General features: G+C 74.9%; 26 protein-coding genes. 12 read left to right on the top strand and 14 right to left on the bottom strand.

Annotated elements, in window-relative coordinates:
• The first annotated feature begins 137 nt into the window (after positions 1–137).
• Complete coding sequence (locus IE182_RS26115) at positions 138–1,286, top strand: baeRF3 domain-containing protein (protein WP_190112390.1); 1,149 nt, start codon at positions 138–140, stop codon at positions 1,284–1,286.
• A gap of 45 nt (positions 1,287–1,331) precedes the next feature.
• On the opposite strand, the gene IE182_RS26110 is transcribed toward IE182_RS26115, so the two are convergent.
• Both IE182_RS26110 and IE182_RS26105 read right to left on the bottom strand, forming a co-directional pair.
• Positions 1,332–1,631: a hypothetical protein gene (locus IE182_RS26110; RefSeq protein ID WP_190112389.1), complete on the bottom strand. Its 300-nt coding sequence runs from the start codon at positions 1,629–1,631 to the stop codon at positions 1,332–1,334.
• Between the two features lie 405 nt (positions 1,632–2,036).
• Positions 2,037–2,807, bottom strand: a complete 771-nt coding sequence (locus tag IE182_RS26105; protein ID WP_308432160.1) for an ATP-binding protein — start codon at positions 2,805–2,807, stop codon at positions 2,037–2,039.
• Positions 2,808–3,109: 302 nt separating this feature from the next.
• Between IE182_RS26105 and IE182_RS26100 the strand changes: the two genes are divergently transcribed.
• From IE182_RS26100 to IE182_RS26080, 5 genes are all read left to right on the top strand, one after another.
• On the top strand, positions 3,110–3,259 hold the full coding sequence (locus IE182_RS26100) for a hypothetical protein (protein WP_190112388.1): 150 nt from the start codon (positions 3,110–3,112) through the stop codon (positions 3,257–3,259).
• A 139-nt stretch (positions 3,260–3,398) separates the two neighbouring features.
• Positions 3,399–4,637 (top strand): phenylacetate--CoA ligase family protein, encoded by a 1,239-nt coding sequence (locus IE182_RS26095; protein ID WP_190112387.1) that lies wholly within the window; start codon positions 3,399–3,401, stop codon positions 4,635–4,637.
• A 22-nt stretch (positions 4,638–4,659) separates the two neighbouring features.
• Positions 4,660–5,181 (top strand): UCP032817 domain-containing protein, encoded by a 522-nt coding sequence (locus IE182_RS26090; RefSeq protein WP_190112386.1) that lies wholly within the window; start codon positions 4,660–4,662, stop codon positions 5,179–5,181.
• Positions 5,182–5,212: 31 nt separating this feature from the next.
• Positions 5,213–6,505 carry an MFS transporter gene (locus tag IE182_RS26085; RefSeq protein ID WP_190112385.1) on the top strand — a complete coding sequence of 431 codons (1,293 nt, stop codon included), beginning with the start codon at positions 5,213–5,215 and terminating at the stop codon, positions 6,503–6,505.
• 146 nt (positions 6,506–6,651) lie between these two features.
• On the top strand, positions 6,652–7,923 hold the full coding sequence (locus IE182_RS26080; protein ID WP_229845100.1) for a globin domain-containing protein: 1,272 nt from the start codon (positions 6,652–6,654) through the stop codon (positions 7,921–7,923).
• Positions 7,924–7,935: 12 nt separating this feature from the next.
• Here the strand turns inward: IE182_RS26080 and IE182_RS26075 are convergent, their stop codons facing one another.
• The 3 genes from IE182_RS26075 to IE182_RS32545 all read right to left on the bottom strand — a co-directional run bounded on the left by IE182_RS26075 (position 7,936) and on the right by IE182_RS32545 (position 10,206).
• Positions 7,936–8,616, bottom strand: coding sequence for a CBS domain-containing protein (locus tag IE182_RS26075; RefSeq protein WP_190112446.1), 681 nt, complete (start codon positions 8,614–8,616; stop codon positions 7,936–7,938).
• 108 nt (positions 8,617–8,724) lie between these two features.
• Positions 8,725–9,954 (bottom strand): alginate lyase family protein, encoded by a 1,230-nt coding sequence (locus IE182_RS26070; RefSeq protein WP_373303618.1) that lies wholly within the window; start codon positions 9,952–9,954, stop codon positions 8,725–8,727.
• A 117-nt stretch (positions 9,955–10,071) separates the two neighbouring features.
• A complete protein-coding gene (locus IE182_RS32545; RefSeq protein ID WP_268249639.1) occupies positions 10,072–10,206 on the bottom strand; it encodes a hypothetical protein in 135 nt (44 codons plus the stop codon).
• Between the two features lie 115 nt (positions 10,207–10,321).
• On the opposite strand from IE182_RS32545, the gene qcrB reads away from it, so the two are divergent.
• Positions 10,322–11,965, top strand: coding sequence for a cytochrome bc1 complex cytochrome b subunit (gene qcrB / locus IE182_RS26065; RefSeq protein WP_190112384.1), 1,644 nt, complete (start codon positions 10,322–10,324; stop codon positions 11,963–11,965).
• Positions 11,966–11,971: 6 nt separating this feature from the next.
• Here the strand turns inward: qcrB and IE182_RS26060 are convergent, their stop codons facing one another.
• The 3 genes from IE182_RS26060 to IE182_RS26050 all read right to left on the bottom strand — a co-directional run bounded on the left by IE182_RS26060 (position 11,972) and on the right by IE182_RS26050 (position 14,934).
• A complete protein-coding gene (locus tag IE182_RS26060) occupies positions 11,972–12,361 on the bottom strand; it encodes a cytochrome c oxidase subunit 4 (RefSeq protein WP_190112383.1) in 390 nt (129 codons plus the stop codon).
• Entirely contained in the window at positions 12,358–14,073 is a 1,716-nt protein-coding gene (ctaD, locus tag IE182_RS26055) for an aa3-type cytochrome oxidase subunit I (protein WP_190112382.1), read from the bottom strand. The genes IE182_RS26060 and ctaD overlap by 4 nt, the downstream gene beginning before the upstream one ends.
• A gap of 75 nt (positions 14,074–14,148) precedes the next feature.
• A complete protein-coding gene (locus tag IE182_RS26050) occupies positions 14,149–14,934 on the bottom strand; it encodes an ANTAR domain-containing response regulator (protein ID WP_229845099.1) in 786 nt (261 codons plus the stop codon).
• 166 nt (positions 14,935–15,100) lie between these two features.
• Here IE182_RS26050 and IE182_RS26045 point away from each other — a divergent pair, with 166 nt between their 5' ends.
• Complete coding sequence (locus tag IE182_RS26045) at positions 15,101–15,355, top strand: WhiB family transcriptional regulator (protein WP_190112381.1); 255 nt, start codon at positions 15,101–15,103, stop codon at positions 15,353–15,355.
• Between the two features lie 165 nt (positions 15,356–15,520).
• Positions 15,521–16,708, top strand: coding sequence for a PAS domain-containing protein (locus IE182_RS26040; protein ID WP_190112380.1), 1,188 nt, complete (start codon positions 15,521–15,523; stop codon positions 16,706–16,708).
• On the opposite strand, the gene IE182_RS26035 is transcribed toward IE182_RS26040, so the two are convergent.
• The 3 genes from IE182_RS26035 to IE182_RS26025 all read right to left on the bottom strand — a co-directional run bounded on the left by IE182_RS26035 (position 16,692) and on the right by IE182_RS26025 (position 18,767).
• Positions 16,692–17,468 (bottom strand): SigB/SigF/SigG family RNA polymerase sigma factor, encoded by a 777-nt coding sequence (locus IE182_RS26035; protein ID WP_190112379.1) that lies wholly within the window; start codon positions 17,466–17,468, stop codon positions 16,692–16,694. The genes IE182_RS26040 and IE182_RS26035 overlap by 17 nt on opposite strands.
• 246 nt (positions 17,469–17,714) lie before the next feature.
• Complete coding sequence (locus IE182_RS26030; RefSeq protein ID WP_190112378.1) at positions 17,715–18,134, bottom strand: CBS domain-containing protein; 420 nt, start codon at positions 18,132–18,134, stop codon at positions 17,715–17,717.
• 51 nt (positions 18,135–18,185) lie between these two features.
• The gene (locus IE182_RS26025; protein WP_190112377.1) at positions 18,186–18,767 is read right to left on the bottom strand and encodes a hemerythrin domain-containing protein; all 582 of its coding nucleotides are present in this window, start codon (positions 18,765–18,767) and stop codon (positions 18,186–18,188) included.
• Between the two features lie 210 nt (positions 18,768–18,977).
• Here IE182_RS26025 and IE182_RS26020 point away from each other — a divergent pair, with 210 nt between their 5' ends.
• The 3 genes from IE182_RS26020 to IE182_RS26010 all read left to right on the top strand — a co-directional run bounded on the left by IE182_RS26020 (position 18,978) and on the right by IE182_RS26010 (position 22,279).
• The gene (locus IE182_RS26020) at positions 18,978–19,508 is read left to right on the top strand and encodes a DUF1360 domain-containing protein (protein WP_190112376.1); all 531 of its coding nucleotides are present in this window, start codon (positions 18,978–18,980) and stop codon (positions 19,506–19,508) included.
• Positions 19,509–19,607: 99 nt separating this feature from the next.
• A complete protein-coding gene (locus IE182_RS26015; RefSeq protein WP_190112375.1) occupies positions 19,608–20,573 on the top strand; it encodes an SDR family NAD(P)-dependent oxidoreductase in 966 nt (321 codons plus the stop codon).
• Positions 20,574–20,899: 326 nt separating this feature from the next.
• Positions 20,900–22,279, top strand: a complete 1,380-nt coding sequence (locus tag IE182_RS26010) for an MFS transporter (protein WP_373303617.1) — start codon at positions 20,900–20,902, stop codon at positions 22,277–22,279.
• Between the two features lie 10 nt (positions 22,280–22,289).
• On the opposite strand, the gene IE182_RS26005 is transcribed toward IE182_RS26010, so the two are convergent.
• From IE182_RS26005 to IE182_RS25995, 3 genes are read right to left on the bottom strand one after another with little or no spacing between them, the layout of a single operon-like run.
• Positions 22,290–22,517 (bottom strand): DUF6480 family protein, encoded by a 228-nt coding sequence (locus tag IE182_RS26005; RefSeq protein ID WP_190112374.1) that lies wholly within the window; start codon positions 22,515–22,517, stop codon positions 22,290–22,292.
• Between the two features lie 49 nt (positions 22,518–22,566).
• On the bottom strand, positions 22,567–23,547 hold the full coding sequence (locus IE182_RS26000; protein WP_190112373.1) for a glycosyltransferase family 9 protein: 981 nt from the start codon (positions 23,545–23,547) through the stop codon (positions 22,567–22,569).
• Positions 23,544–24,974 carry a PfkB family carbohydrate kinase gene (locus tag IE182_RS25995; RefSeq protein ID WP_190112372.1) on the bottom strand — a complete coding sequence of 477 codons (1,431 nt, stop codon included), beginning with the start codon at positions 24,972–24,974 and terminating at the stop codon, positions 23,544–23,546. The genes IE182_RS26000 and IE182_RS25995 overlap by 4 nt, the downstream gene beginning before the upstream one ends.
• Positions 24,975–24,987 lie beyond the last annotated feature (13 nt).

The raw sequence follows: 24,987 nt of genomic DNA, 5'->3' as shown, positions 1-24,987 counted from the left end.
GTCCTTCGAGTGACCTCGCCCCCGCGCCGTCACGGGCGGTGACGCGTTGCTCCGTGCGGCCGCGCACGACTGGCCGAACGGCCCGGGCTCTGGTCATCTGAATACGGCCCGGGGACCGGGCCCGGAGGAGGATGACGATGGATATCGGTGACCTGACCGAGGCGACACTCCGTGACCTGCGCCGCCCGCGCGAGTATCCGGCGGTGTCCCTGCAGCTGCCCATCAACCGGCGCTCCCCGTACAGCGCCGAGGACTCGGTCCGGCTGCGCAACACGGTCGCGGAGGCGAAACGGCGGCTGGCCGAGGACACCAGGGTCACCCGCGCGGCCCGGATGGACGTCGAGGGCCGGCTCGACGCGGCGGCCGCGGAGGTCGACCTCGCCCATGCGGCCGACGGGCTGCTCGTCCTGGCCGCCCCCGGCGAGCACCAGCTCTGGTACCTGCCCCGCTCGGTGCCGCAGCGTGTGGTCGTCGCCGACACCTTCCTCACCCGGAACCTGGTGGCCGCCCGTCTGCTGGGCGAGCCCTACTGGGCGCTGGTGCTGTCCCAGAGCGCCACCCGGCTGTGGGACGGTTCGGGGGACACCCTCACGGAGGTCACGGGGGAGGGCTTCCCGGTGCTGCCCGAGCTCCCCGACCACGAGGACGCGCTGCCCGGCCGCAACTTCGACAAGGTCGGCAGCCACTCCCTGTCCGCGCGCGAGGAGTCGCACGTGGAGCGCGAGCGCCAGTACATGCGCGCGGTCGCCGGGGTGCTCGCCCCCGTGCTGGAGCGCCGGCCCCGGCCGCTGTACGTGGTGGGCCTGCGGGAACAGATCGCCCTGTTCGAGAAGCAGTTCCCCAGCCCGGGGGCGATCGCCGCCCGTGTCGAGAACGGCGGCGCGGCCGGCAAGTCCGCGCACGCGATCCTCGACCTGCTGCACCCCGCCTTCGCCGAACGCCGCACGTCACGCCGCGGCGAAGTGCTGCGCCGCCTCGACGACGCGCGCGGCGCACGGCGCTTCACCTCGGGGCTGGACGAGATCTGGCAGACCGTCCGCCAGGGCCGGGTCGCGCTCCTCGCGGTCGAGGACCACTACCAGGTCACCGCCCGCGTCGACGGCAACGGCGGTCACCCCGTGCGGGTCGAGACGCCCACCGAGCCCCTGGCGGCGGACCCCACCATCCGCGAGGACGTCGTGGACGAGATCGTCGAGACCGCCCTCAACAACGGTGCCGACATCGAGTTCCTCCCCGACGACACCCTCGTGGGGGAGGAACGCGTGGCCGCCGTCCTGCGGTACTAGCCGCTCCGGGCCGCCGGGGCCTCGCCCCCGGCGGCCCGGAGGAGGTCAGTGGATCACGACGTTGTGGGCGGGGGTGACCTGCGGCTGGACGTGCCCGAAGCCGAGGTCGGAGACGATCGGGGCGAGGACGGCGGCGAAGGATTCGAACGCCTCGGCCGACTCCCAGACGTCGGTGACCCGCCAGCCGCCTTCGACCGGCCCGGACACGTGGGCGATCAGCCCGGCCGCCTCCTTCGGCAGGTCGGCGACGGCGCTGAAGCCGCGGCCGCCGGTGATGCGGTCGATGCACGCGTCGTAGACATCCTGCGTGGCGCCTTCGAGTTCGAACGTGACGACGATGGCCATGTGCTGCCCGCTTTCTGTTCGTGGCGGTTCCCGGTGGGGCGGTTCCCTACCCGGGCCCGCCGCCGGTGACGCCCGCCGCCCGGGGCCACGGGATGCATTCCGGTTGGCGGCCGCACGTTCCGCACGCCGGTACGGGCACGCGCACGCGGCGGCGGAGTCCGGCCCTCCCCGGGCACGAGCCGCTCCACGGGCCGGGCACCGTGCAGGAAGACCTCCGCCAGGCGGGGATCGGTGAGGCTGCGGGCGTAGGAGGCTGCGAACACCCGCATGCTCGCGGCCTCCAGTCCGCGCGAACTACCTGCCCGGTCCCTGGTGCCACGTCGTCGTCGCGGTCGCCTCCGCCGCCATCGGTGCTGGACGCCGGTCACAAGAAGGTCCTCGCGCGGTAGTGCCGCACGGGGGCCGTCACGGGCCGAACGTCAGCGCCGCCACGCGTTCGCGGGACGTTCGGTCGAGCAGGACCACCGAGGCCGCCTCCGCCACCGCCTCCGGAACGGGCACGGACTCGACCGGCTGCGGAACCGGCGTCACCGGACGGGGCCCGCTCCCCTCGGAGAGGGCGTGCAGGAGCCGGTCGAGTCCGCGCCGGTGCCGGGCGAACACCCGCCGCGACGCCCACCGGCCGCGGGCCGCCTGGCCCGCCAGGGCCTCCTGCGCGCCCACGTCCAGCAGTATCAGGTGCAGCTCGCGCCCCTGCCGTCCGGCGGTACGGGCCAGCCACCGGCGCATCCACGCCCGGCTGCCGCAGTCGTGCACCAGGAGCGGACCGCCGCCGCGCACCTCGGCGCGCAGCCAGCGGAAGTGCTCCAGGCGCGCCCAGGGCCGGTACACCGCGTAGGGCAGGCGCGCGGGCATCACCGCCTCGCACGCGACGTGCACCGCCCGCGGGTCCACGGCGGAAGGGGTGGCGGGCGTCCGCCCGGGCCCCGCCGGGGCCGCGCCGTCCGCGGCGGCCCGCGACCAGCGGCGCAGCAGGGTGCTCTTGCCGCTGCCGGGCAGGCCGGAGACGACCACGACGGCGCCCGGGGGGTAGGAGAGGACGGCCGGTACGTCCTCGTGCCGTCCGCGCAGGTCCATCAGTCCGCGTGGCGCGGCGCTGCCGCCTTCCGGCGCCCCCGCTCGTACGGCCTTGCCGGCCTGTGTCTTCGGCGCGGCCGGCCCGCTGATGTCCGCCACTGCTCCACCGTCCCTGCTCCGACCCGACTGCCCCGAGCCTCGCACGAGCCGCCGGGCCGGCCCTCGGGAGCCCCCGCCGGACCGGCCGGGACAGCCTTGAGGACGTCTGTACGGGCCCGCCGGTTCTGATCCCCCGACGCGTGATCGTGCCGGATCCGGTCGAACGCGCCATCGAGGGATCACTTTGAGACAGCGTGGCATTGCCAGTCGTTGACACTCTCTTGGTGACCGCTTTACCGTCGGCCGAGGTGCGCACGCAGGGCCGCCGCCGTGAAGAACCCATCACTTTCTGGAGGTTCGCAATGGAGAAGCTGATCAAGAAGATGGCTCAGGACGACGTCTGGCGGGGCTGGGTGGCCGCCAACTCGGCCCGCGAGGCCGCCAAGAACGGCTGCATCAGCGTGTCCAAGTCCGGCTGCATCAGCGTGGTCAAGACCGGTTGTATCTCCTGACCCGTCCTTGATCAACCCCTGAGCCGGCCGGAGGGCCGCGGTGGCGGACCCCACGCCACCGCGGCCCGCTGCGCGGCACAGCGCACCGGCTTCCTTGCACGGGGCTTCCGTTCACCGAGCACACCTGAAGGGGTGGCACATGGAGGGCCAGCCGACGGCCGAAGTCGTCGACCGGATCAGGGACATCCCGATCTACCGCACGTCGGTCGAGCGGGGCCACTTCCCCATACTCGAAAAACCCGAGATCGCCCGCGGCTTCCCGGACAACTGGATGACCCCGGACCTGGCCGCGGCACTGGCGGCCGGCGAGGCGGAGTTCGTGCTCTCCACGGGTACCAACCACGCCCGCATGCAGATCATCCGCCCCCCGTACTTCCTGCTGAACTCCTACTACCGGCTGTGGAGCGAGCACCCCGACATCGCCCACACCTGGCACGAGGGCTGCCGGCGCCTGTCGCTGACGACCGTGCTGGCCACCGAACATGTCGCCCGGGTCAACGCGAAGAAGCGCGGCGCCGAGCCGGCCGCGGTCCCGGGCCCCGAGGACCGGCGGCTCGACGACCGCACCAGCTACCTCAACCTGCGGCTCGACCCCGCGCTGTGGGAGCGCGACGACGTCGAGCGCATGCTCGCCGAGATCCGCGCCGCCCGCGACGAACACCCGCAGGGCGCCTACCACCTGGACTGCTCCGGTTACCACCTCGCGCACCTGGTGCGGAAGGTCCGCGCGTGGGGGCTCCAGGACGCGTTCCCGCAGCCCGCGAGCATCATCCACGCCTACGAGTACACCCCGGTCAACGTCCGCCGCTTCCTGCAGGAACACTTCGCCTGCCCCATCGTCGACCTCTTCGGCAGCACCGAACTGGGCTACCTCTACTACAGCGACCGCGACGGCCGCTACCGGCCGTACCTCGACGAGATGAGCGTCGAGCTCGTCCCCGTCGTCCCGGGCAGCGAGATCTACAGCCTCATCGTCACCAGCGTCCGCAATCCCCACATGCCGCTGATCCGCTACCGCTCGGGGGACTGCGCCCGCACCGTCGACGGCACGCCGGACCCCACCCGGATCTCCCGCTTCTGCGGCCGCGAGCGGGAACTGCTCGCCACGCCCCACGGCCCCGTCTCCCAGGGCGACCTCGACGACCGCGTCACCGGCGCCTCCTCCCGCGTCTTCCTGCACCAGCTGCACGTCACGGGCGAGACGCAGGCCGAGCTGCAGTACGTGACGTTCGACGACCAGCCGCTCGACGGGCCCGCCGCCACCGCACTGGAGCAGTCCGTGGAGGAGCTGACGGGCCGCTCGTGCTCCCTGCGGCACCGCACCCGCATACCCATCGGGAAATCCGGCAAGTACGCCTGGCTCGCCGACGACCTCTGACCCTCCGGACGGGACGAACACCATGACCACACAGCCGAAGGTCTCCGCCGACGACCTCAAGGCGCTGCTCGGCGACAGCCTCCACGCCGAGGTGGTGACGCACTTCGCCGACAAGACCGGCGAGACGCCGGACCGCGTCGAGCGCCAGGTCACCGAATGCCTCCGCTACCTCTACCTCGTCTCCCGCCACCAGGACCGGCTCGCCGGCCTGTTCCTGCCCGTCGAGCAGGACATCGACGAGATATGGCACTACCTCATCCTGCAGACCCGCGAGTACCGCGCCCTGTGCGAGGAGCGGCTGCCCGGCCGCTTCTTCATCCACCACCGCAGCATCGCCTACGAGGACTACCAGCAGGAGCCGGGCCGGGAGCAGGCGCTGGAGGAGGCTCTGCGCTGGATACCGCTCTACGTGCGCGCGTTCGGCCCCTTCGACGAAGGCGCGCTGCCCCACTGGACCATCGTGCGCTTCCTGCACGAGCAGATGGACATGTCGCTGCAGGACATCGCAGCACTCGAACCGCTCGAACCGCTCGGTGCGGCGTAACCCGCCGCCCACCAGCCGAAGGAAGGGCCGCATGAGCACGCGCTCCGGCGCTCCGGCCGCGCCCGCCGCCACCGCGGACGGCGAGGTCCCCGAACAGAAGCGCATCCTCACCGTCCTGGTGATCGCGCAAGTGCTCAGCGGCGTGGGCCTGGCCGCCGGCATCACCGTCGGCGCGCTGCTCGCCGAGGAGATGCTGGACTCCACCCGCCTCGCCGGAGCGCCCGCCGCCCTGTTCACCGGCGGCGCCGCGCTCGGCGCGGTGGGCATCGGCCGCATCAGCCAGCGCTGGGGCCGCCGGCCCGGCCTCGCCCTCGGGTACGCCGTCGCCGCCCTCGGCAGCGCCGGCGTCGTCGTGGCCGGGGCGGCCGACAGCGTCGTCCTGCTCTTCACCTCCCTGCTCGTCTACGGCGCCGGCACCGCGACCACCCTGCTGGCCCGCTACGCCGGCGCGGACCTGGCACCGCCCGCCCGCCGCGGCCGCGCCCTGAGCACCGTGCTCTTCGCCACCACGCTCGGCGCGGTCGTCGGCCCCACCCTCGTCGGCCCCACCGGCGACGTCGCCCACGCCTGGAACCTGCCCCGCCTCGTCGGCCCGTTCCTGCTCGCCGTGGTGGCCTACGCCGCGGCCGCGGCCGTCATCGGCTGCCTGCTGCACCCCGACCCCCTGCGACTGGCCCGCGAGCTCGCCGCCCAGCAGCCGGCCGGCGCGGCGCCGGGCACCCCGGCCCCCGGCGCCCCTGCGGCGACGCCCGCCCCGCGCGCCGACACCCGGGGGCTCGCCACCGGCACCGCGGTCATGGTCCTCAGCCAGCTCGTGATGATCGCCATCATGACGATGACGCCCGTCCACATGACGGCCCACGGCCACAGCACCGAGGCCGCCGGCCTCGTCATCGCCCTGCACGTGGGCTCGATGTACCTGCCCTCGCCGCTCTCCGGCCTCCTCGTCGACCGCATCGGCCGGCTACGGGTCGCGGCCGCCTCCGGCCTGACGCTCCTCGCCGCGGGCCTCCTGGCGGCCCTCGCACCGCCGCACTCCACGCCCGCCCTCGCCGCGGCGCTCGTCCTGCTCGGCATCGGCTGGAACTTCGGCCTCGTCAGCGGCACCGCCGTCATCACCGACGCCGTGCCGCTCGCCACCCGCGCCGCCACCCAGGGGCTGGTCGACGTCGGCATAGCCGTCGCCGGCGCCACCGGCGGCATGGCGTCCGGCCTGGTCGTGGCCTCCGGCGGCTACCCCGCGCTGGCGGTGGGCGGCGGTCTCCTCGCCCTCGCGATCCTGCCCGTCCTCGCGCTCACCACCCGGGCGGGCCGGGCCTCCTGACGCCCCGTCCGGCATGTGCGCCAGGGCCGAACGGCCCTGTCATCCCGGGCCCATCGGGCATGTTTCACGGGTGAAATACTGCCGTGCGCTCTGCCCCTGAGGGCCCCCGAGCGCCCACGCGTACGGAGTACAAGGAGAACCCGCCCGTGAACACCCCCCGGGGCAACGACTACTACGCGCTGCTCGCCCGCCACGACGCGATGCGGCTGCGCCGGCAGCTGCTCGCACCGGGCCCCTCCCCCTCGTCCGGCGCCGCGGCCGGCCGGAGCCCGGCGGACGGCCCCGGCACGGACGAGACCGACCGGCAGCTGATCCTGGGCCGGCTCCACCTCGTCACACCCTTCGACGAGCTCATCACCCACCTCTACGACGTCATGTTCCGCCGCTGGCCCTACCTGCGGTCGCTCTTCCCGGAATCCATGGCCTTCCAGCAGGAACACCTGGCCCGGATGTTCCAGTACCTGACGGACCATCTGGACCGGCCGGACGAGGTGACCGACACCTTCACCCGGCTGGGCCGCGACCACCGCAAGCTCGGGGTCCGGCCGGTGCACTACGAAGCCTTCGAAACGTCCCTGCGCGAGGCGTTGCGCCGCCAGGCGGGCCGGCAGTGGACCGTCGAGCTGGAGCGGGCCTGGCTGCGCATGCTGCGCTCCGCCGTCGCCGCCATGGTCGCCGGCGCGGACGCCGCCCTCACCGAGCCGCCGTACTGGCACGCGGTGGTGGTCGGGCACGAACTGCGCCGCCCCGACCTCGCGGTGCTGCGCGTCAGGACCCACGAGCCCTACCCCTACCGCCCCGGCCAGTACGGGGCACTGGAGTCGCCGCTGCTCCCGCACGCCTGGCGGCAGTACTCCCTCGCGTGCGCACCCCGGCCCGACAACGTCCTGGAGTTCCACGTCCGGCGGACCGGCACCGGCGGGGTGAGCGAGGCGCTCGTCTCCCGCACGGGCACCGGGGACGCCCTGCGGCTCGGCCCGGCCGCCGGGACGATGACGCTGGACGACGAAGGGGACCACGACCTGCTGCTGGTGGCGGGCGGCACCGGGCTGGCCCCGGTCAAGGCCCTGCTGGAGGAGCTGGCCGTCCGCCGGACCGGACAGCGGACCGTCCACCTCTTCCTGGGCGCCCGGCACGGCGCCGACCTCTACGACGCCGAGTGGCTGACCGCCATGGAGCGCCGCCGGCCGTGGCTGCGCGTGGTGCCGGTGCTGGACGAGGGATCCGGCCCGGGGACGGGCAACGGCACCGTGGCCGACGCCCTCGCCCGCCACGGCGACTGGACGGACCACCGGGCCTTCGTCAGCGGCCCGCCGGGGATGGTGCACGCCACGGTGCGCCGCCTGCGGGAGCTGGGCGTACCCGCCGGGCACATCCACCACGACCCGGTGCCCGACGCGGGCGAACGCAGCGGATGACGGCCCCCGCCCTCACTCGCCCCGGGCGGCGTCGCCGGCCTCGGTGTCCTCGGCCTCCGCGCTCAAGTGGTGGTCGACGCTGACGACGCCGTCCACGCTCTGACAGAGCTGGACGAGTACGGGCACGAGGCTGCGGCGCCGCACCGAGCCGCTCAGCCGCACCTGGCCGTTGGTCACCTCGACGCCGACGGCCGACGGCGGCTCGCGCAGCGTGCGCACCAGGACGTCCTCGATGATCTCCTCGCGGATGGCGCGGTCGGTGCGCAGGAAGACGCGCAGCAGGTCACCGCGGCTGACCAGCCCCACCAGGCGGCCCGTGTCGTCGATCACCGGCAGCCGCTTGACGCGGTGCTCCTCCATCGCGCGGGCGGCCTCCACCACGCTCCACTCGGGCCGGGCGCAGATGGCCGGACTGGTCATCAGGCCCTCGGCGGTCGTCGCCGCGTGCTTCGGGCCCGCCAGCGGGCCCGCGGGGTCCAGCTCGAACAGGCCGGCCGGGTCCGGCTGCCGGGACGCCTTCGCCAGCAGGTCGGCCTCGGAGACCACTCCCACCGGCCGGTCCTCGGCGTCCACCACCGGCACCGCGGTGATGTCGTGCTCGTGCAGCACGTGCACGATCTCCGTGAACAGCGTGCCGCGCTGGACCCGGACGACCGAGTGGGTCATCAGGTCGCCAACGGTTCTGTGCTGCAACATGCCCCGTCCTTTCCGTGCACCGGGAGCCGGGCGCGGCGCTGTGGCTCCCCGGGTGCCTCCAGCCTTGCACACGCCGATCACCCGGCGGACGGAGGTGGCCGATCGTCACCCGGGGTTGCCGGCGTGGGTCAGCGTCTCCCAGGCGACGAAGAGGTCGTCGGTGCCCATGTCCCCGTGCCGCCGCTGCCGTTCGGCGACCTGCCGGGCGTCGGGCAGCGCGGCCCCGTCGCGGTGGACGAAGTGGTTGAGGAGCACTTCCGTGTCCGCGCCCATCGCCGTGCTCAGCCTCCCGCCGCACAGCCAGGAGGGCACGGTGTCGCCCAGCTGGTACCCGGCGTGGAAGGTCAGCGCCGCGCGCAGCCGCTCGCCGGCCTCGGCGTACAGGTCGAGACCCTGGTGCCAGGCGGTCTCCGCGATGTGGCCCGTGGCCGCGAGGGCGTAGCCGACGTGCCGGAAGTTGCGGCAGGTCTCCTGGGCGATGCCGTCCACGAACCTGCGCTGGTCGAACCAGTACGTCCTGAGGTCGGACGCGCTGCCGATGCGGCTGTGCGGCGGCCGCTGGGGCAGCGGCCCGTCGTCGCGCACGTAGAAGTACGCCGGGACACGGGCCCGGAAGCGGACGACGGCCTCGTCGAAGGCGTCGGCGTCGTCGAGGAACACGGCGATGCCCATCGCGGCGTCCGTCATCGTCAGGTCCCAGTTCCCGTTGTAGTCCGCGACGTCCGCCGTGACCCGGGGCAGGTAGACGGTGCGCAGCATCGTCGCGAACCGCCGCACGCGGCTGCGCGGCCAGTCGTCGTACGTGGAGCGGACGATCTCGCCGGCCCGGGCCCAGGAGCTGCCGGCCCACGCCGCCTGCAGGGCGGCGTTGCCCTCGGTGTGGTCGTCGACCACCGCGGACCAGGCGTCCATGATCTGTACGGCCTTGTCGGCGTGCGCGCGGTCCCCGGTGATGTACCACAGCAGCGCGTGCGTGTAGGCGGCGAGCGCGTCCTGCCGCTCCTCCACGCATCCCCGCCCGGGGCGGGAACCCGGCGGGCACCGGACGACCGCGGTGGGCCTGGGCGTGTAGGAGAGCGACCCGTAGCGGTCGGTGCGCATCGCCCGGTAGGCAGAGCGCCACGGCTCGGCCCCGCCGGCGGCCCGTTCCCGGACCGCGTCGAGCTGGGCACGGCTGAGCAGGACGCCGGGATGGGTGAAGCGCCGCCCGGCCACCGCCCGCCGCCCCGGGCCGGGCGCCGGCCGCGTCGCCGCGGGCCGGGCCGTCGTGCCGGCGGGCACGGCGGCCGCGTCCGGTAGCAGGGGCAGGAGCAGGACGGTGACCAGGACGGTCAGGAAGAGAGCGGTCGGGTATGTCCAGGGCCGGACGCCGGTGCGGCACGCTGCCGCCCGGCCGGTGGCCCTTCGCCGGGCTGCGGGCACGTCACACCTCCGGTGCGTACCTGCCAAGCCTCACTCCTGGAGGCGGCTCGCGCCCGGCGTGTTGCGCCGATCGGTGTCCGGGCGCACCCGGGCCGTCCGCAGCGCCGCTTCGACGGCGTCCGGAAGGCGCGTGCCGGCCTCGACGTCACTGCGCAGGCACTCCACTGTTCTGCCTAATCCTCGGCCGGGCGGCGATTAGCCGGAGCGGGGGCCGGTTACCCATCAGCCGCGGTGCGGCGCGGCGGGCCCCGGCCGCGCCGGACGACGAGGAGCGTGACGGATGCTGTTCCGGAAACGGAAGGAGAGGGCCAAGGAGGCGGTCCGCGCGGCGGCGGTGGCCGGTTTCGAGGCCCTGGACCGGCGGCTGCCGGCCGCGGAGACCGCCGGACAGCTGATGCGCAAGGCGTTCCCCGACCACTGGTCCTACTTCCTGGGCGAACTCGCCCTCTACAGCCTCGTCGTCCTCGTCGTCACCGGCACGTACCTGACCCTCTTCTTCGACCCGAGCATGGCCGAGACCGTCTACGAGGGCTCCTTCGCACCGCTGCGGGGCCTGCGGATGTCCCAGGCGTACGCGACCACGCTCGGTCTCAGCTTCGACGTGCGCGGCGGCCTGCTCATCCGGCAGGTGCACCACTGGGCGGCGCTGGTCTTCGTCGCCGCGATCGGCGCCCACATGCTGCGCATCTTCTTCACCGGCGCCTTCCGCAGGCCGCGCGAGGTGAACTGGACGGTCGGCGTGACGCTGTTCCTCCTCGCCCTGCTGGAGGGCTTCTGCGGCTACTCCCTGCCGGACGACCTGCTGTCCGGGACCGGGATGCGGACCGCGAACAGCATCGTGATGTCCATCCCCCTCGTCGGTACCTACCTGAGCTCCTTCATCTGGCGCGGCCCGTTCCCCGGCGACGTCGTCATCCCCCGCCTGTACATCGTGCACGTGCTGTTCGTGCCGGGCGTGCTGCTGGCGCTGGTCGCCCTCCACCTCTACCTGGTGGTCTACCTCAAGCACACCCACTGGAGCTCCCGGGGCCGGACGAACCGCAACGCCGTGGGACTGCCGATGTTCCCGCACTTCACCGCCAAGTCCGCCGGCCTGATGATGATGGTGTCCGGCGCGCTCGTCCTCCTCGGCGCGCTCGGCCAGATCAACCCGGTGTGGAACTACGGCCCGTACCGGGCCGACCAGGTCGCCACCGGCTCCCAGCCGGACTGGTACGTCGGCTTCCTCGAAGGGGCCCTGCGCCTGATGCCGCCCTGGGAGAACGTGGTGGCCGGGCACACCCTGATGTGGAACGTGCTGCTGCCGGCCGTGGTGCTGCCCGGGATCCTGTTCCTGATCCTGTACGCCTACCCCTGGTTCGAGAAGTGGGTCACCGGCGACCGCACCGAGCACCACCTGTGCGACCGTCCCCGCGACCGCCCCACCCGCACCGGGCTCGGGGTGGCGGCCGTCGTCTGCTACGGGCTGCTGCTGCTGGCCGGCGGGAACGACGTGATCGCCTACAGCTTCCGGCTCTCCGTCAACAGCCTGACCTGGACCCTGCGGGTGCTCGTCGTCGTCGGGCCCGTGCTGGCGTTCTGGGCCGCCAAGCGGCTGTGCCTGGCGCTCCAGGCACGCGACCGCCGTCGCCTGACGGAGGGCGAGGAGACCGGTGAGGTGGAGCAGAACGTCTCCGGGGGGCTCGGCGAGGGTCACCAGCCGCTGACGGCGCAGGAGGGCTACCGGCTGCTGGTGCGCGAGGTCCCCGCGCCGCTGCCCTCTCCCGAGGGCCGGGTGCCGCGCCGCAGCCGGCTGCGGGTGGCGCTCAGCTCCTGGTACTACCGCGACCGTGTGGACATGCCCGCCACCGCCGAGCAGCGGCGCCAGATCGCCAGCCGGCTCCAGGAGCCGGTGCTGGAGAAGGCCACCGAGACGAAGGACTGACGCGGGCTACTCGCGGTCCACGAACTCGAAGACCATGCCCGTCACCCCCGCCCCCAGGATCCCGACGGCCATGATGAACAGCCACAGCCCGTAGACGACGCCCACGGCGAGCAGGGCGACGCCGAGCGCGGTGAGCGCCGGGTAGGCGCTGTGCGGCGGGAAGAAGTCGAGCCGCCCCGCACGGTCGGCGATCGCGGAGTCCTTGCGGTCCTCCGGCCGCAGGCCGCGGCGGCGGTAGTTCACGGTGAAGAAGAACGACACCACCGAGGCCATCAGGAAGGACACCGCGAGGGCGGTCGTGCCGGCCGGCTCCCGCCCGGACCACCACGCGTAACCGGCGTCGGTGAGCAGGAAGAAACCGGCGACCCCGCCGAACAGCCACGCCTCGGTCTTCATGCGCCGCTCCCGCCGTGCGGGCCGGCGACGGGCCCGGCCGCTGACGCCGTGGGCAGGGCCGCCGCCTCGGGATGGTGCAGGTCGAACGCGGGGGAGTCGGAGCGCACCTGGGGCAGGGCCACGAAGTTGTGCCGGGGCGGCGGGCACGACGTCGCCCATTCGAGCGAGCGCCCGAAGCCCCAGGGGTCGTCGGTCCGCACCCGGGGCGCGTACCGCGCGGTGCGCCAGACGTTGTAGAGGAACGGGAGGGTGGACAGGCCCAGCAGGAACGACCCGATGGAGGAGAGGGTGTTCAGCGTGGTGAAGCCGTCCGCGGCGAGGTAGTCGGAGTAGCGCCGCGGCAGGCCGCCCTCCCCGAGCCAGTGCTGCACCAGGAAGGTGAGCTGGAAGCCGGTGAACAGCGTGAAGAAGTGCACCTTCCCCAGGCGCTCGTCGAGCAGGCGCCCCGTCCACTTGGGCCACCAGAAGTAGAAGCCGCCGAACATCGCGAAGACGACCGTGCCGAACAGCACGTAGTGCAGGTGGGCCACGATGAAGTAGGAGTCGGTCACCTGGAAGTCCAGGGGCGGGGAGGCGATGAGGACCCCGCTCAGGCCGCCGAGCAGGAACGTCACGAGGAAGCCGATCGCCCACAGCATCGGGGTCTCGAAGGACACGGCGCCCTTCCACATCGTGCCGATCCAGTTGAAGAACTTCACCCCCGTGGGAACGGCGATCAGGAAGGACAGCAGCGAGAAGAAGGGCAGCAGCACGGCACCGGTGGCGAACATGTGGTGGGCCCAGACACTGGCCGACAGCATGGTGATGGCGATCGTCGCCCCGACCATCCCGGCGTAGCCGAAGAGCGGCTTCCGGCTGAAGACCGGGATGATCTCGGTGATCACGCCGAAGAAGGGCAGCGCGACGATGTAGACCTCGGGATGGCCGAAGAACCAGAACAGGTGCTGCCAGAGGATCGCCCCGCCGTTGGCCGCGTCGAAGACGTGCGCCCCGAACTTCCGGTCCGCCTCCAGGGCCAGGAGCGCCGCCGTCAGCACGGGAAAGGCGAGCAGCGCGAGGATGGAGGTGAAGAGGATGTTCCAGGTGAAGACCGGCATCCGGAACATCGTCATGCCCGGGGCGCGCAGCGTGACGATGGTGGCGACGAAGTTGACCGATCCCAGTGTGGTGCTCATCCCCGCGACCACCAGGCCCATCGCCCACAGGTCACCGCCCGCTCCCGGCGAACGCACCGCGCTGTTCAGCGGCGCGTAGGCGAACCAGCCGAAGGACGCCGCGCCCTCGGGGGTGAGGAAGCCGGAGACCACGGTGAGCGCGCCGAAGAGGAACAGCCAGTACGTCAGCGCGTTCAGCCGGGGGAAGGCGACGTCGGGCGCGCCGATCTGCAGCGGCATGACGGCGTTGGCGAAGCCCGCGAACATCGGGGTCGCGAACAGCAGCATCATCACCGTGCCGTGGATGGTGAACAGCTGGTTGTACTGGCCGTTGCTGAGGATCTGCAGCCCCGGCCGGGCCAGCTCCGCGCGCATCAGCATCGCCAGGAGTCCGCCCAGCAGGAAGAAGGCGAACGCGGTCACCAGGTACATGTTCCCGATGACCTTGTGGTCGGTGGTGGTGAGGTAGCCCAGGAGCCGGGCGCCCAGCCTGGTGGGCGGGCTGTCCGTGCTCTCGGAGGTCCCTGCGGCCGGCGTCCGGTCCTTCAGCTGCGGCATCGCTTCTCCGTGTGCCGGGCGAAGTCTGTGCCGAGACCTGCCGTTCGTCAGCGGGCGCCTCGTGTCTAGCCGTCCTCACCGCCCGGCAAACCCCGCCTGCGCCATTCGGTCGTACGCCCGCGCCGGGGCGCCCGCGTCGGTGCCCGGCCCGGCCAGGTCCCGCCCCCGGCTGTCGACGACCGTGCGCGCCAGGTCGGCGAGTTTGCGGTTGGTGCGCTGGGAGATGCGGCGCAGCACGCCGAAGGCGGCGTCCGCCTCGCACCCCAGGACGTGCATGACGATGCCGCACGCCTGGTCGATCACGGCCCGCGAGTGCAGGGCCGCGTCGAGCTGGTCGACGGTCGCCAGCGCCCGGCGGTAGCGGTTGTCCCGGGCGACCGTGTCGGTCAGCAGCTGGCCGAGCAGGGCCGACGGCCCCTGCGCGGCGTGCGCCAGCCCGCCCGGGCGCAGCCGGTAGAGGGTGACGGTGACGCTCACCCCCTCGCGGCGGAAGGGCAGCGTCGCACTGGCCCGGATGCCGGTGCCCAGCGCGCTGGCCCGGTAGCGGGGCCAGCGCTCGTCGGTGAGCAGGTCGTCCGCGTGCACGGGCTCATGGGTGCCCAGCGCGGTGGGGATGGGGCCGTCCGCCGCCCGCAACTGCACGGTGACGAGGTCGGCGAGGTCGGGGTGGGTCGCCGTGGTCGGCGGCTCGGCACTGCCGTCCCACACCGTGGTCGTCGCGCCGCACACGCCCGGTACGAGACGGGGGACCAGCTCGGTCAGCCGGGCGATCCGCTGCCCCCAGGGGGTGTCCGCCATGTCGCCGAGCAGCTCCGCGCCCACCGACAGGGCCCCCGCCTGAGTCTCGGCGATGGCTTCCATGCAGGGCACCTGCCCGCCGGCGGGCAGCGGAAACGGCCGTTCCGCGCAGCACCCCGACGCCGTGCGCCTCCGTTTCCCGCCGCGGCCCGCGGGTACCCGCGCCGGGCAACGGACGCAGACGTATGACACCCGAGAGGCGAACGAGAAGGAAGGGAGGAGAGGGCAGATGGAATGGCTGCGATACGCGGCGTGCACCCGCGAGGACCCGGAACTGTTCTTCCCCGTGGGCAACGTGGGCCCCGCGGTGCAGCAACAGGAGGAGGCCAAGAAGGTGTGCCACCGCTGCCCGGTGCGGGCCCAGTGCCTGGACTTCGCCCTGCGCACGGGCCAGAACTCCGGCGTGTGGGGCGGGACGTGCGAGGACGAACGCCGCCGCATACTGCGCCGGGCGGAGTACGCCCGCGCGCACGGCCGCCCTTGAGCGGCGCGAGCCGCCCCTGAGGCGTCGTCACCGGTACCGGCACCGGTCCGGACCGACGGCCGCGCACGCCGCCCCGGTGGCGAGCCCGGCCGGCCTCCGCGAACCGGCCCCGCGGCCGGCGGCGGCCCGCCGTGCCGGGGGCGGGGGCGCACTATCGTGCCCCCCATGACCGGTGGTGGGCGGGACGGGTTCGGCGAGGAACTGGCGGACTTCCGGGCGAGGGTCCGGGAGCTCGAAGGCGTCCGCGGGCTGCCGCCGGACCGGCGCCTGCGGGCCCTGGACGCCGCGCTCACCGAACTGCGCTACGCCGCCGACGTGCTGGGACCCCGCCACGACGAGCTGGCCCGCCGCACCCGCGCGGGCGCGGACCGGCAGGAGGAACAGCTGCTGCGCGCCCTCTTCCAGCGACTGCCCCTGCCGGTGGCGCTGCTGGACCGCGACGGGGCGATACGCCGGCTCAACCAGGGCGCGGCACGGCTGCTGGGCGTCGGCGCGGGATACGCCACCGGCCGTTCCCTCGGCGCGTTCCTGCAGCCGGCCGACCGGCCGGCGCTGCGCACCCAGGCCGCCGCCGTCGCCCGCGGGGACGGCGACCGCAGCATCGTCGTGGACCTGGTGCCGGCCGACGGCGCCCCGGGCGACCGCCGGCAGCTGACGCTGGTCGCGCTGCGCCCGCCGGGCGAGACGCACCACGCCGTCCTGACCGTCTTCCAGGCCCCCGGCCACGGCGCCCCGCCGCCCCGCCCGGCCGCCGCCGCCCACGGCGCCTGCGACGACGCACGGCGGGCCCTGTCCGAGGCCACCCGCGAGACGCTGCTGCTGGACACCCTCGACGAGGTGACGGCCGCGCTGCTGACCGCCGGGACCCGGGAGCCCGAGGCCGTCCTGGAGGCCGTGACGCGGGCCCTGCGCGGCCCGATCGCCGACTGGGCGATCGCCGACCTCGTGGCCGGGGACGGGACACTGCGGCGGGTCGCGGTGGCCGCCCCCGCGGCGGCCGGCGGCGACGGCGCGGCCGCCGCCGTCCTCGCCCAGGACCCGGCCTCCTGCCCGGTGGTGGTCGAGGCCGCGGCCGGGGGAGTGGTCACCGTCCGGGTGCGGCCCGAGGACGCCGCCTGCTTCGGCCACGACGAGGAGGGCACCGCACTGATCGCACGGGCCGCCGTGGCGTCGCTGGTCTGCCTGCCGGTCCGCCGCCGCGCCGACGCGGAGCCGGCCGCGGTCCTGACGCTCTTCCGCACGGGCGAGCCGGGCGGGCCCGGACCGTTCTCCATGCCGGAGGCGGGGGTCCTGGAGCGGGTGGCGCGGCACACGGGGCTGGCCCTGGGCCCGCCCCTCAGCTCCCGGCCATGATCTCGGTGCGCAGTTTCGTGCAGGTCCGGCTGAGCAGCCGCGAGACGTGCATCTGGGAGATGCCCAGCCGCTCGGCGATCTGGCGCTGCGTCATGTCGCGGAAGTAGCGCAGGTAGAGGATCTCCCGCTCGCGCTCCGGCAGGCGCCGCAGCCGCGGCTTGACCGTCTCCCGGTCCACGACCAGGTCCATGCCCGGGTCGGCGGCGCCCAGCACGTCGACCATGCTGCGCCCCTCGGAACCGGGCCGCTCGGCGTCGAGCGACAGCGTGGCGTAGCTGTCGATGGCGGCCAGGCCGATGCGCACCTCCTCCTCGCTGAGCAGGGCCCGTTCGGCGATCTCCCGGACGTCCGGGCCCCGCCCGTCCGGGCCGGGCGGCAGCTCGTTGCGCACGCGCCGGACCCGGTTGCGCAGCTCCTGCACCCGCCGGGGGACGTGCACGCCCCACAGGTGGTCGCGGAAGTGCCGCTTGATCTCGCCGACCACGGTGGGTACGGCGAAGCTGGCGAACGCGGTCCCGCGGTCGGGGTCGTAGCGGTGGACGGCCTTGACCAGGCCCAGGGCCGCGACCTGCTGCAGGTCCTCGGCGGACTCGCCGCGGTTGCGGAACTGCACGGCCAGGCGCTCGGCCATCGGCATCCAGGCCGTCACGGCCCGGCGGCGCAGCTCGTCCTGCTCCGGCCCCTTCGGCAGCCGGGCGATGCGGCGGAACATGTCGGCGGTGTCGGGGGCATCGTCGTGCGGATGACGGGAAGGGCGCATGGGCGTCACAGGGCTCCTCAGAGGGTGGGACCTGCCCCGGCCCGGTGATGACGCCTGCGGATGCCGGGGCACCGCCGCGCGACCAGGGCAGGGGATCCTGCTGCTGCGGCGTGCCTCCGGTCCGAAGCACATGGTGCGGGTGCCCGGCCACCGCGGGCCCAAACGCCCCCACCCGTACCCGGTCCCCCCTCCCGCACGCGGGTGCCCGCCGGCAGGGCGCGCACCCGCATGCGGCTCACGGAGGCGTCAGCGGTCGGGAGCCGCCCGGCTGATGTCCGCCAGGGCCGAGTGCGGGTCCCGCTCCAGGGCGAGGTCCCCCAGGCTCACGACGCCCACGGCCCGGTCCTCCAGCACGACCGGCAGCCGCCGCACGGCGTACTGCCGCATCAGCGCGACGGCCTGCCCGGCGGGCTGGTACGGGCCGATCACCACCGGGTTCGGCGTGCACACCGAACCCGCGCTCAGCGCCAGCGGATCCGCCCCGTCGGCGACCGCGCGCACCGTGATGTCCCGGTCGGTGATCACCCCGACCACGAAGTCGTCGCTCGCGACCACCACCTCGCCGATGTCCTGATCGCGCATCAGCTGCGCGACCTCGGCCAGCGAGGTCTCCGGCAGCACCGTCGCGACCTCGGCGCTCATCACGTCCTTGACCAGTCGGTCCATCGTCTCCTCCCCTTCCGGGTCCCGGTCCGTCGCCGTTCCGTGCACCGGCGCTCACTCCCCGCGGAAGACGCGGCGCACCGCGTCACGGGTACGGTCCGCCACGGCGGCCGGCGGGCCGAGCAGCAGGTTGCCGGCTCCCGTCCCGGTGCCCGGGTGGGGCCGGGTGGGGGCGACGGCCTCCGCGGCGCGCACCGCCTTGGCCAGCAGCTGCAGCCGGGCCGGGTCGCCCTCCTCCCGCAGCCGCGCGAACTCCTGCCTCTCCTCGGCCCCGGCATGGGCGAGCACGGCCTCGCGCAGGGCCGTGAACTCCTCCACGAACGCCGGGTCGTCCGGGTCCAGCTTCTCCAGCCGCTTCAGCGCCCGCTGAGCGGCCTCCTCCTCCTTGAGCCGGTCGGCCACCACGGCCCCGCCGCCGTCGACGGCCTTCCGGGCGTAGGGGTGGACGATCTCCTCCTCGGCCGTCTCGTGCACGGCCATCAGGTGGACCAGCAACCGGAAGGAGTGCTTGCGCTGCTCACCGGTGTGCGCGAGGACCTCGTCGAGAAGGGTGCGGATCTCCTCGTGCTGCTTCTGCAGCAGCACCACGACGTCGTTGCTCTCCGCCTGCTGTCCCGTCGTCTCCGAGGGCGCCATGTCATGTCTCCTCACATCGTCGGTCAGGTCCGGGCCGGGTACCCGGGGCCGTCCGGCCGACACCTGCCGACGGGCCGCGCGCCCGCGACCGGGAGGTCCCCGGCCGGATGGAGCAGCGCCGGCGGGCGCCCGGGGCCGCGGTGTGCCACGGTGGGCGCGGAGCACCCACGTGCCGGGGCCCTCCACCGCCCCTCGTCCCTGGAGGCAGCGATGTCCAGTCCCGAGGAGCCCCAGGACCGGCTCCGGCGGACCCTCGGCGAGGAGCGGGGCGCCTACACGGCCGGCGCGGACCAGCCCATGGGCGCCTACGCCGGAGCGATGGGCGTCTACGCCGCGGGCGTCGCCGCCCTGTCGGTCGCGGCCCGGCTCGCCCGCCGCCCGCTGCCCGACCCCACCCCCTGGGACGTGCTGCTGTGCGCCGGGGCGACCCACCGGCTCTCCCGCCTGGTGACCAAGGACCCCGTGACCAGCCCCCTGCGGGCCCCCTTCGCCCGCTTCCGGGGCACCTCCGGCCCCGCCGAGCTCGCCGAGGAGGCCCGTGGACGCGGTGCCCGCAAGGTGGTGGGAGAGCTGCTGACCTGCCCGTTCTGCACCGGGCTGTGGGTCGCCACCGGCCTCGCGGCCGGCATGGTCTTCGCGCCCCGCACGACCCGGCTGGCGACCGCCACCATGACCGCCATCACCGGCGCGGACCTCCTGCACTTCGTGCGCGTGCGCCTGCAGCAGGCCGTCGGCGAGTAGCGGCCGGCCACCGGGCGTCAAGGCGGAAGGCGGCACGGGTCCGAGCGGCGGGGGTCCGTGTGCCGGGTGACACTGACAGGGACGTCAGGAGGTGCCCCCATGGCCCGCTCGTCCCCCCACCGCCTCGACGGCGGCACCGCGCTCGTGACCGGCTCCTCCCGCGGCCTGGGCCTGCTGATCGCCCGCGAGCTGGGCCGCCGGGGGTGCCGGGTGATGCTCTGCGCCCGCGACGGCGACGAGCTCGGCCGGGCCGAACGGCTGCTGCGCGACGAGGGCGTGGCCCACGTGCGCTCACTGGCCTGCGACGTCACCGACGCGCGGGCCCCGCAGCGGCTCCTGGAGGCGACGAAGGAGGCGTTCGGCGGCGGCCTGGACGTCCTCGTCAACAACGCGGGCGAGATCCAGGTGGGACCCCTGGCCTCCATGACGGAGGAGGACTTCCGCAGCGCCATGGAGACGATGTACTTCGCCCCCCTGCGCCTCGTGCTGGCCGCGGCGCCGGAGCTACGGGCCTCCCGGGGCCGGATCGTCAACGTCAGCTCGCTCGGCGGCCGCGTCGCCGCCCCCCACCTGCTGCCCTACGTGGGCGCCAAGTTCGCCGCCGCCGGGCTGTCCGAAGGGCTGCGCGCCGAGCTGGCCGGGGACGGCATCAGCGTCACGACGGTCCTGCCCGGCCTCATGCGCACCGGCTCCCACACCGCGGCGCGCTTCAGCGGACAAGTCGACCGGGAGTACGCCTGGTTCGCCGCCGCGGCGGGCCTGCCGGTGCTGTCCATGGACGCCGAGCGGGCGGCGATCGCCGTCGTCAGGGCGGCCGAGCGGCGCCGCCCGGAAGTGATCCTCAGCCCCGTCGCCAAGGCGGCCGTGCGGTTCGCCGGGGTGGCCCCCGCCACCACCGGCCGGCTGCTGACCCTGACCGCCCGGCTGCTGCCGGGCAACGGCGACGCGCCCCGTCACAACGTGCCGGGCCGGCAGGCCGCCCGCACCGTCGACTCGGCTCTGCTCCGGCGGATCACCCGGCGCAACGACCGCGCCGCCCACCGGTTCAACCAGCAGACCGGCTGAGTGCCGGGGACGTCCCCGGCCGCGCACCGTGTGACCCGCGGCACCCCGCCACCGCGCCGCCCGGTGCCGGCAAGGGGTGCCGCGGCGGGGTGACCGACCGCACAGCGCACGAACTTCTCAGCGCCGGGAAGCGCTTGTGAGGATGGTCAGGACGTCGGCGCGACCCCACCCAGGAGCGTCGGGCCACGGCGTCCTCCCGGCCCCCGCCCGCGGTGACGAACCCGGCGGGGTCTTCGACGCCCGGAAGCCGCAGACCGCCCCCGCGGGTGGAGCGTGCGACGGCGCGTGCCGGCCTGCCGCCGATTCCCCGACCCCCGGACCGGACCTTGCGCCCTTCCTCCGCCGCCCCTGCCCTGCCCGTCTCCGCCACGCCGTCCGCCCCCGCGCGGCTCGTGCGCGGCCTGTCCGGCCGCCGCACACCGGCCGGGGCCGGGGACCGCTCCCCGTGGCGCTGCCTGCGCAGCCGCAGCATGCGCTGGTGGTCCGCCGCCAACCTCGTGTCGAACCTCGGCACGTGGATGCAGCTCACCGTGCAGAACCTGCTCGTCCTGCAGCTGACCGGCTCGGCCGCCACCACGGGTCTGTCCCTGTCCGTCCAGGCCGCCCCCGGCCTGCTGTTCGGGCTGCTCGGCGGCGCCGTCGTCGACCGCCTGCCGCGCAAGCTCACCGCGGCCGTCAGCCAGGCCCTGCTGGCCCTGGTGGCCTTCGCCACCGCCCTGCTCGTGGCCTTCGGCATGCTGAACGTGCCGCTGCTGATGGTCCTCGCCGGCATCACCGGCCTGATCGCCACCGTCGACGGCCCGGCCACGGCCCTGCTCGGCAACGACCTGGTCCCCGAGAAGGACGTGCCCTCCGCGATCGCCCTGGGCTCCGTCGTGCACAGCGTGGGCCGGCTCGCCGGCACCGCCCTCGCGGCGGTCGGCATCGCCACCATCGGCACCGCCGGCGCCTACGCCGTCAACGGCGTCTCGTTCCTGTTCGTGACCGCCGTCATCCCCTTCCTGCGCCTGCAGCCGCACGCACGCGCAGAAGCCGCGGCCGCCGCGGCCCGGCCGCGGGGCGACGCCGCCGGCAAGGGCGGCGGCGGGCTGGCGTTCTTCTTCAGCCGCCGCAGCCTCGTCGCCCTCGCCGTGATCGCCGCGGTGAGCGCCGTCCTGGGCCGCAACTACCAGCTCACCCTGGCCACCCTGGTCACCGGTCCGCTGCACGGCGGCGCCGGCGCCTACGGCCTGGTCTCGGCCCTCCTGGCGGCCGGCGGCATCGCCGGCGCCGTCCTCGCCGGGCGGCTGCGCAGGCCGACCGTGCGGCTGGTGGCACTGCTGGCCGCGGCCGGCGGCTTGCTGCAGATCGTGGCCGGCTTCAGCCCCGTGCTGCTGATGCTGCTGGTCATGGTCGTCCCGATGGCCGTCGTGGAGTCGGTCTCCGACACCGCCACCACCACCGTGCTGCAGACCGACCCGCCCGCCCACATGCGCGGCCGCGTCCTCGGTGTGTGGCGCAGCGTGAGCACCGCCTGGGGCCTGGCCGGGCCGCCGCTGCTGGGCCTGCTGGTCCAGGGCGCGGGCGAGCGCGGCGCCCTGATCCTCGGCGGCGCCGTCATCGCCGGCGTGATCGGCGCGGGTGCCCTCGCCCACCGGCGCCGTCGCACCGCCTCCCGCCCCGCCACGGTCCTCGTGCCCGAGCCGGCCTACGGGACCGCGGCCTGAGCGGGGGCGGTCACACGATCGCCGCCCAGACGATGAAGAGCACGAACATCAGCACCACGCACACCCCGATCACGATGACCGGGCCCTTCCCCCAGCCGCGCGTCGGGTTGTAGGTCTCCAGCGGGCCCGCGCCCGCGGTGCTGTCCTCGCCGGGCGGCGTCTCGCCCGGCGGCACACCCCCGCCGCCCGGCTGCCCGGGGGTGAGCGGTGCGCCCGGATCGGGGCCGGCACTGGTCATGAGGACACCTTCCTTCCTGTCGAGTCCTATTCTTCCCGTTTCTTCACTTTCATCTTCTTTGGTTTCGTCCTGTTTTTCGCCCTGGTCCTTCCGGTCTCTCCAGGGCCCCGAGGACGTCCTCCGGACGGATGCGCAGCAGCCGCGGGTCGGGCTGCCGGCCGTGCGGATCGCCCGGCGGGCCGGGATGCCACAGCGCCGTGTGGCGCGCGGACGGCGGCGGCCCCCACAGGGCCGGGGCCACGGGGCCGAAGAGGGTGACGCTGCGGGTGGCGTGGGCCACGGCCAGGTGGGCCACGCCCGTGTCCCCGCTGACCACGGCCGCGGCCCCGGCCACCAGGGCGGACAGCTCCCCGACGTCCAGGCCCCCCGGGAACGTGCGCGCGCCGGGCACGGCCACCTGCGCCACGAGCTCCTCCTCGCCCGGCCCGCCGGTGACCGCCACCGGCCGCCCCCGCTCCAGCAGCCGCCGCGCCACCGCGGCGTACCGACCGGCCGGCCAGCACCGCGCGGGCGATCCCGCACCCGGATGCAGCACCACGGCACCCGGAGCGGGCGAGGCGTCCTCGGGCGCGGGCAGCGCCAGGTCCGTGGCGTCGGCCGGAATGCCGTACGCCCGCAGCAGCCGGCACCAGCGCTCCCGCTCGTGCTCCTCCGCCAGCCACCGGGGCCCGGACACCTCGGGCGTGCCGGGGTGGGCGAAGGCCAGCAGCCGTCCGGGCCGCAGGTCCGACAGCAGCCGGTGACTGGGCGGCCCGTTGCCGTGCAGGTCCACGGCGACCTCCGGCGGCGGGCCCCGCCACGCCAGGCTCCGCGGCACCGCACGCCCCGGGGCGGCCGCCGGCAGCAGGGTGTCCACGGCGCCCGACGCCGCCACCACGGCCGCCAGGGCGGCGGGCGCGGCCAGCACCAGCTCATGGCCCGGGAACGCCCTGCGCAGCGCCCGCAGCGCCGGAACGCCGGCGAGCAGATCGCCCAGACCGAGCGCCCGCAGCACCAGCACCCGGGGCCGGGCCGGGACCGCCGCCGTCACCGTCGCCCCGGGCGGGGTGCGCCGGCCGGAGCCTGCGTCTGCCGGGCGGCGGCGAGGCTGTCCGCGGCCCGCTCGGCCAGCAGGGTGCTGGAGCGGCCGTCGAGGTAGGGCAGCAGCACGGCCTGGCCGCCCCACGCCGCGAGCCGGGCGGCTTCCGGCAACTGCTCCACCGCGTAGTCGCCGCCCTTGACCCACAGGTGCGGGCGCAGCCGGGACAGCAGCGGCTCGGGCGTGTCCTCGTCGAAGACCGCGACGGCGTCCACGCACTGCAGGGCCTGCAGCACCCGGATCCGGTCCGGCAGGGTGGACAGCGGCCGGCCGGCGCCCTTGCGCCGGCGCACCGAGGCGTCGGAGTTCAGGCACACGATCAGACAGTCGCCGATGCCCCGGGCCTGCTGCAGCAGGCTCACGTGCCCGGCGTGCAGCAGGTCGAAGCAGCCGCCTGCGGCCACCACCGTGCCGCCCGCCGCCCGCACGCGCCGCGCCAGCTGCAGGGCGTCCGCCGCGGGGGCGCCGGCGGGAACGTCCGCGCAGGACGGGCCGGCCGTGACGGCGCGGGCCCCGCCTTCGGCCACGTACCGGGTCGCGGCCGCCACGGCCTCCTGCACGGCCTCCGCCGGCAGCGCGCCGTCGCCCAGCAGCCCGGCCGCCGTCGCGGCGAAGCAGTCCCCGGCCCCGCACGCGTCACCGCTGTGCTGCGCGGCCGCGGGAACGAGCATGGGCCCCTCGCCCTGGGAGAGCAGGGCACCGCGCCGGCCCAGGGTCACCGCCACGCACACCGCCCGCCAGCGCCGCACCAGCTCCGCCGCGGTCCGCGCCACCGCGCCGAGCGACTCGCCGTCGTCCGTGCCGCCCCCGGCGAACCGGCGGGCCTCCTCACCCGTGGGCGTCACCAGGCGCGCCCCCGGCACGGGCGGGCGGCCGCGCGGGTGCGGGTCCCACACCAGCGCCGTGTGCGGAGCGAGCGCGGCGAGCACCTCCCGGAGCACCTCGGCGGTGCCCCGCGCGTAGTCGGCCACCAGCACGGCGGGCGCCTCGGCCAGGGCCCGGCGGGCCCGCTCGGTGCCGCCGGCCGCCCGGCCCTCGCCCCGGTCCAGCCGCACCACCGGCCGGCCGCCCGCCATCACCCGGGTCTTCTCCGCCAGCGCTCCGTCCAGGGGCAGGGCGACGATCGTCACCAGCGGTTCGAGCAGGGCCCGCACCTGCCGGCTCGCCGTGTCGTCGCCCAGCGGGGCGACGAGCGTCACGGCCCGGCCCGCCCGCGCCGCCAGGAACGCCGCCAGCGCCGCGCCCCCGGGCCGCAGCAGCTCCCGGCAGCCGTCCAGCACGGGCACCGGTGCGTCCGGCGCGAGCCGTTCCGCCGTGCCGACCAGGTCCCGGTCGAGCAGCGCGTCGCCGACGACCAGCAGCGGAGTCCCGGTACTCATGAGGCTTCCCTTC

Origin of the sequence: Streptomyces cinnamoneus (genome assembly GCF_014650495.1) — a bacterium.
In the GTDB taxonomy this organism is placed as follows: domain Bacteria; phylum Actinomycetota; class Actinomycetes; order Streptomycetales; family Streptomycetaceae; genus Streptomyces; species Streptomyces cinnamoneus.
This window is presented reverse-complemented; position numbering and strand designations above follow the sequence as displayed.

Coding starts and splice junctions, on each gene's coding strand:
- IE182_RS26115 (WP_190112390.1), top strand. CDS start 138: ATGGATATCGGTGACCTGACCGAGGCGACACTCCGTGACCTGCGCCGC.
- IE182_RS26110 (WP_190112389.1), bottom strand. CDS start 1,631: ATGGCCATCGTCGTCACGTTCGAACTCGAAGGCGCCACGCAGGATGTC.
- IE182_RS26100 (WP_190112388.1), top strand. CDS start 3,110: ATGGAGAAGCTGATCAAGAAGATGGCTCAGGACGACGTCTGGCGGGGC.
- IE182_RS26095 (WP_190112387.1), top strand. CDS start 3,399: ATGGAGGGCCAGCCGACGGCCGAAGTCGTCGACCGGATCAGGGACATC.
- IE182_RS26090 (WP_190112386.1), top strand. CDS start 4,660: ATGACCACACAGCCGAAGGTCTCCGCCGACGACCTCAAGGCGCTGCTC.
- IE182_RS26085 (WP_190112385.1), top strand. CDS start 5,213: ATGAGCACGCGCTCCGGCGCTCCGGCCGCGCCCGCCGCCACCGCGGAC.
- qcrB (WP_190112384.1), top strand. CDS start 10,322: ATGCTGTTCCGGAAACGGAAGGAGAGGGCCAAGGAGGCGGTCCGCGCG.
- IE182_RS26060 (WP_190112383.1), bottom strand. CDS start 12,361: ATGAAGACCGAGGCGTGGCTGTTCGGCGGGGTCGCCGGTTTCTTCCTG.
- ctaD (WP_190112382.1), bottom strand. CDS start 14,073: ATGCCGCAGCTGAAGGACCGGACGCCGGCCGCAGGGACCTCCGAGAGC.
- IE182_RS26050 (WP_229845099.1), bottom strand. CDS start 14,934: ATGGAAGCCATCGCCGAGACTCAGGCGGGGGCCCTGTCGGTGGGCGCG.
- IE182_RS26045 (WP_190112381.1), top strand. CDS start 15,101: ATGGAATGGCTGCGATACGCGGCGTGCACCCGCGAGGACCCGGAACTG.
- IE182_RS26040 (WP_190112380.1), top strand. CDS start 15,521: ATGACCGGTGGTGGGCGGGACGGGTTCGGCGAGGAACTGGCGGACTTC.
- IE182_RS26035 (WP_190112379.1), bottom strand. CDS start 17,468: ATGCGCCCTTCCCGTCATCCGCACGACGATGCCCCCGACACCGCCGAC.
- IE182_RS26030 (WP_190112378.1), bottom strand. CDS start 18,134: ATGGACCGACTGGTCAAGGACGTGATGAGCGCCGAGGTCGCGACGGTG.
- IE182_RS26025 (WP_190112377.1), bottom strand. CDS start 18,767: ATGGCGCCCTCGGAGACGACGGGACAGCAGGCGGAGAGCAACGACGTC.
- IE182_RS26020 (WP_190112376.1), top strand. CDS start 18,978: ATGTCCAGTCCCGAGGAGCCCCAGGACCGGCTCCGGCGGACCCTCGGC.
- IE182_RS26015 (WP_190112375.1), top strand. CDS start 19,608: ATGGCCCGCTCGTCCCCCCACCGCCTCGACGGCGGCACCGCGCTCGTG.
- IE182_RS26005 (WP_190112374.1), bottom strand. CDS start 22,517: ATGACCAGTGCCGGCCCCGATCCGGGCGCACCGCTCACCCCCGGGCAG.
- IE182_RS25995 (WP_190112372.1), bottom strand. CDS start 24,974: ATGAGTACCGGGACTCCGCTGCTGGTCGTCGGCGACGCGCTGCTCGAC.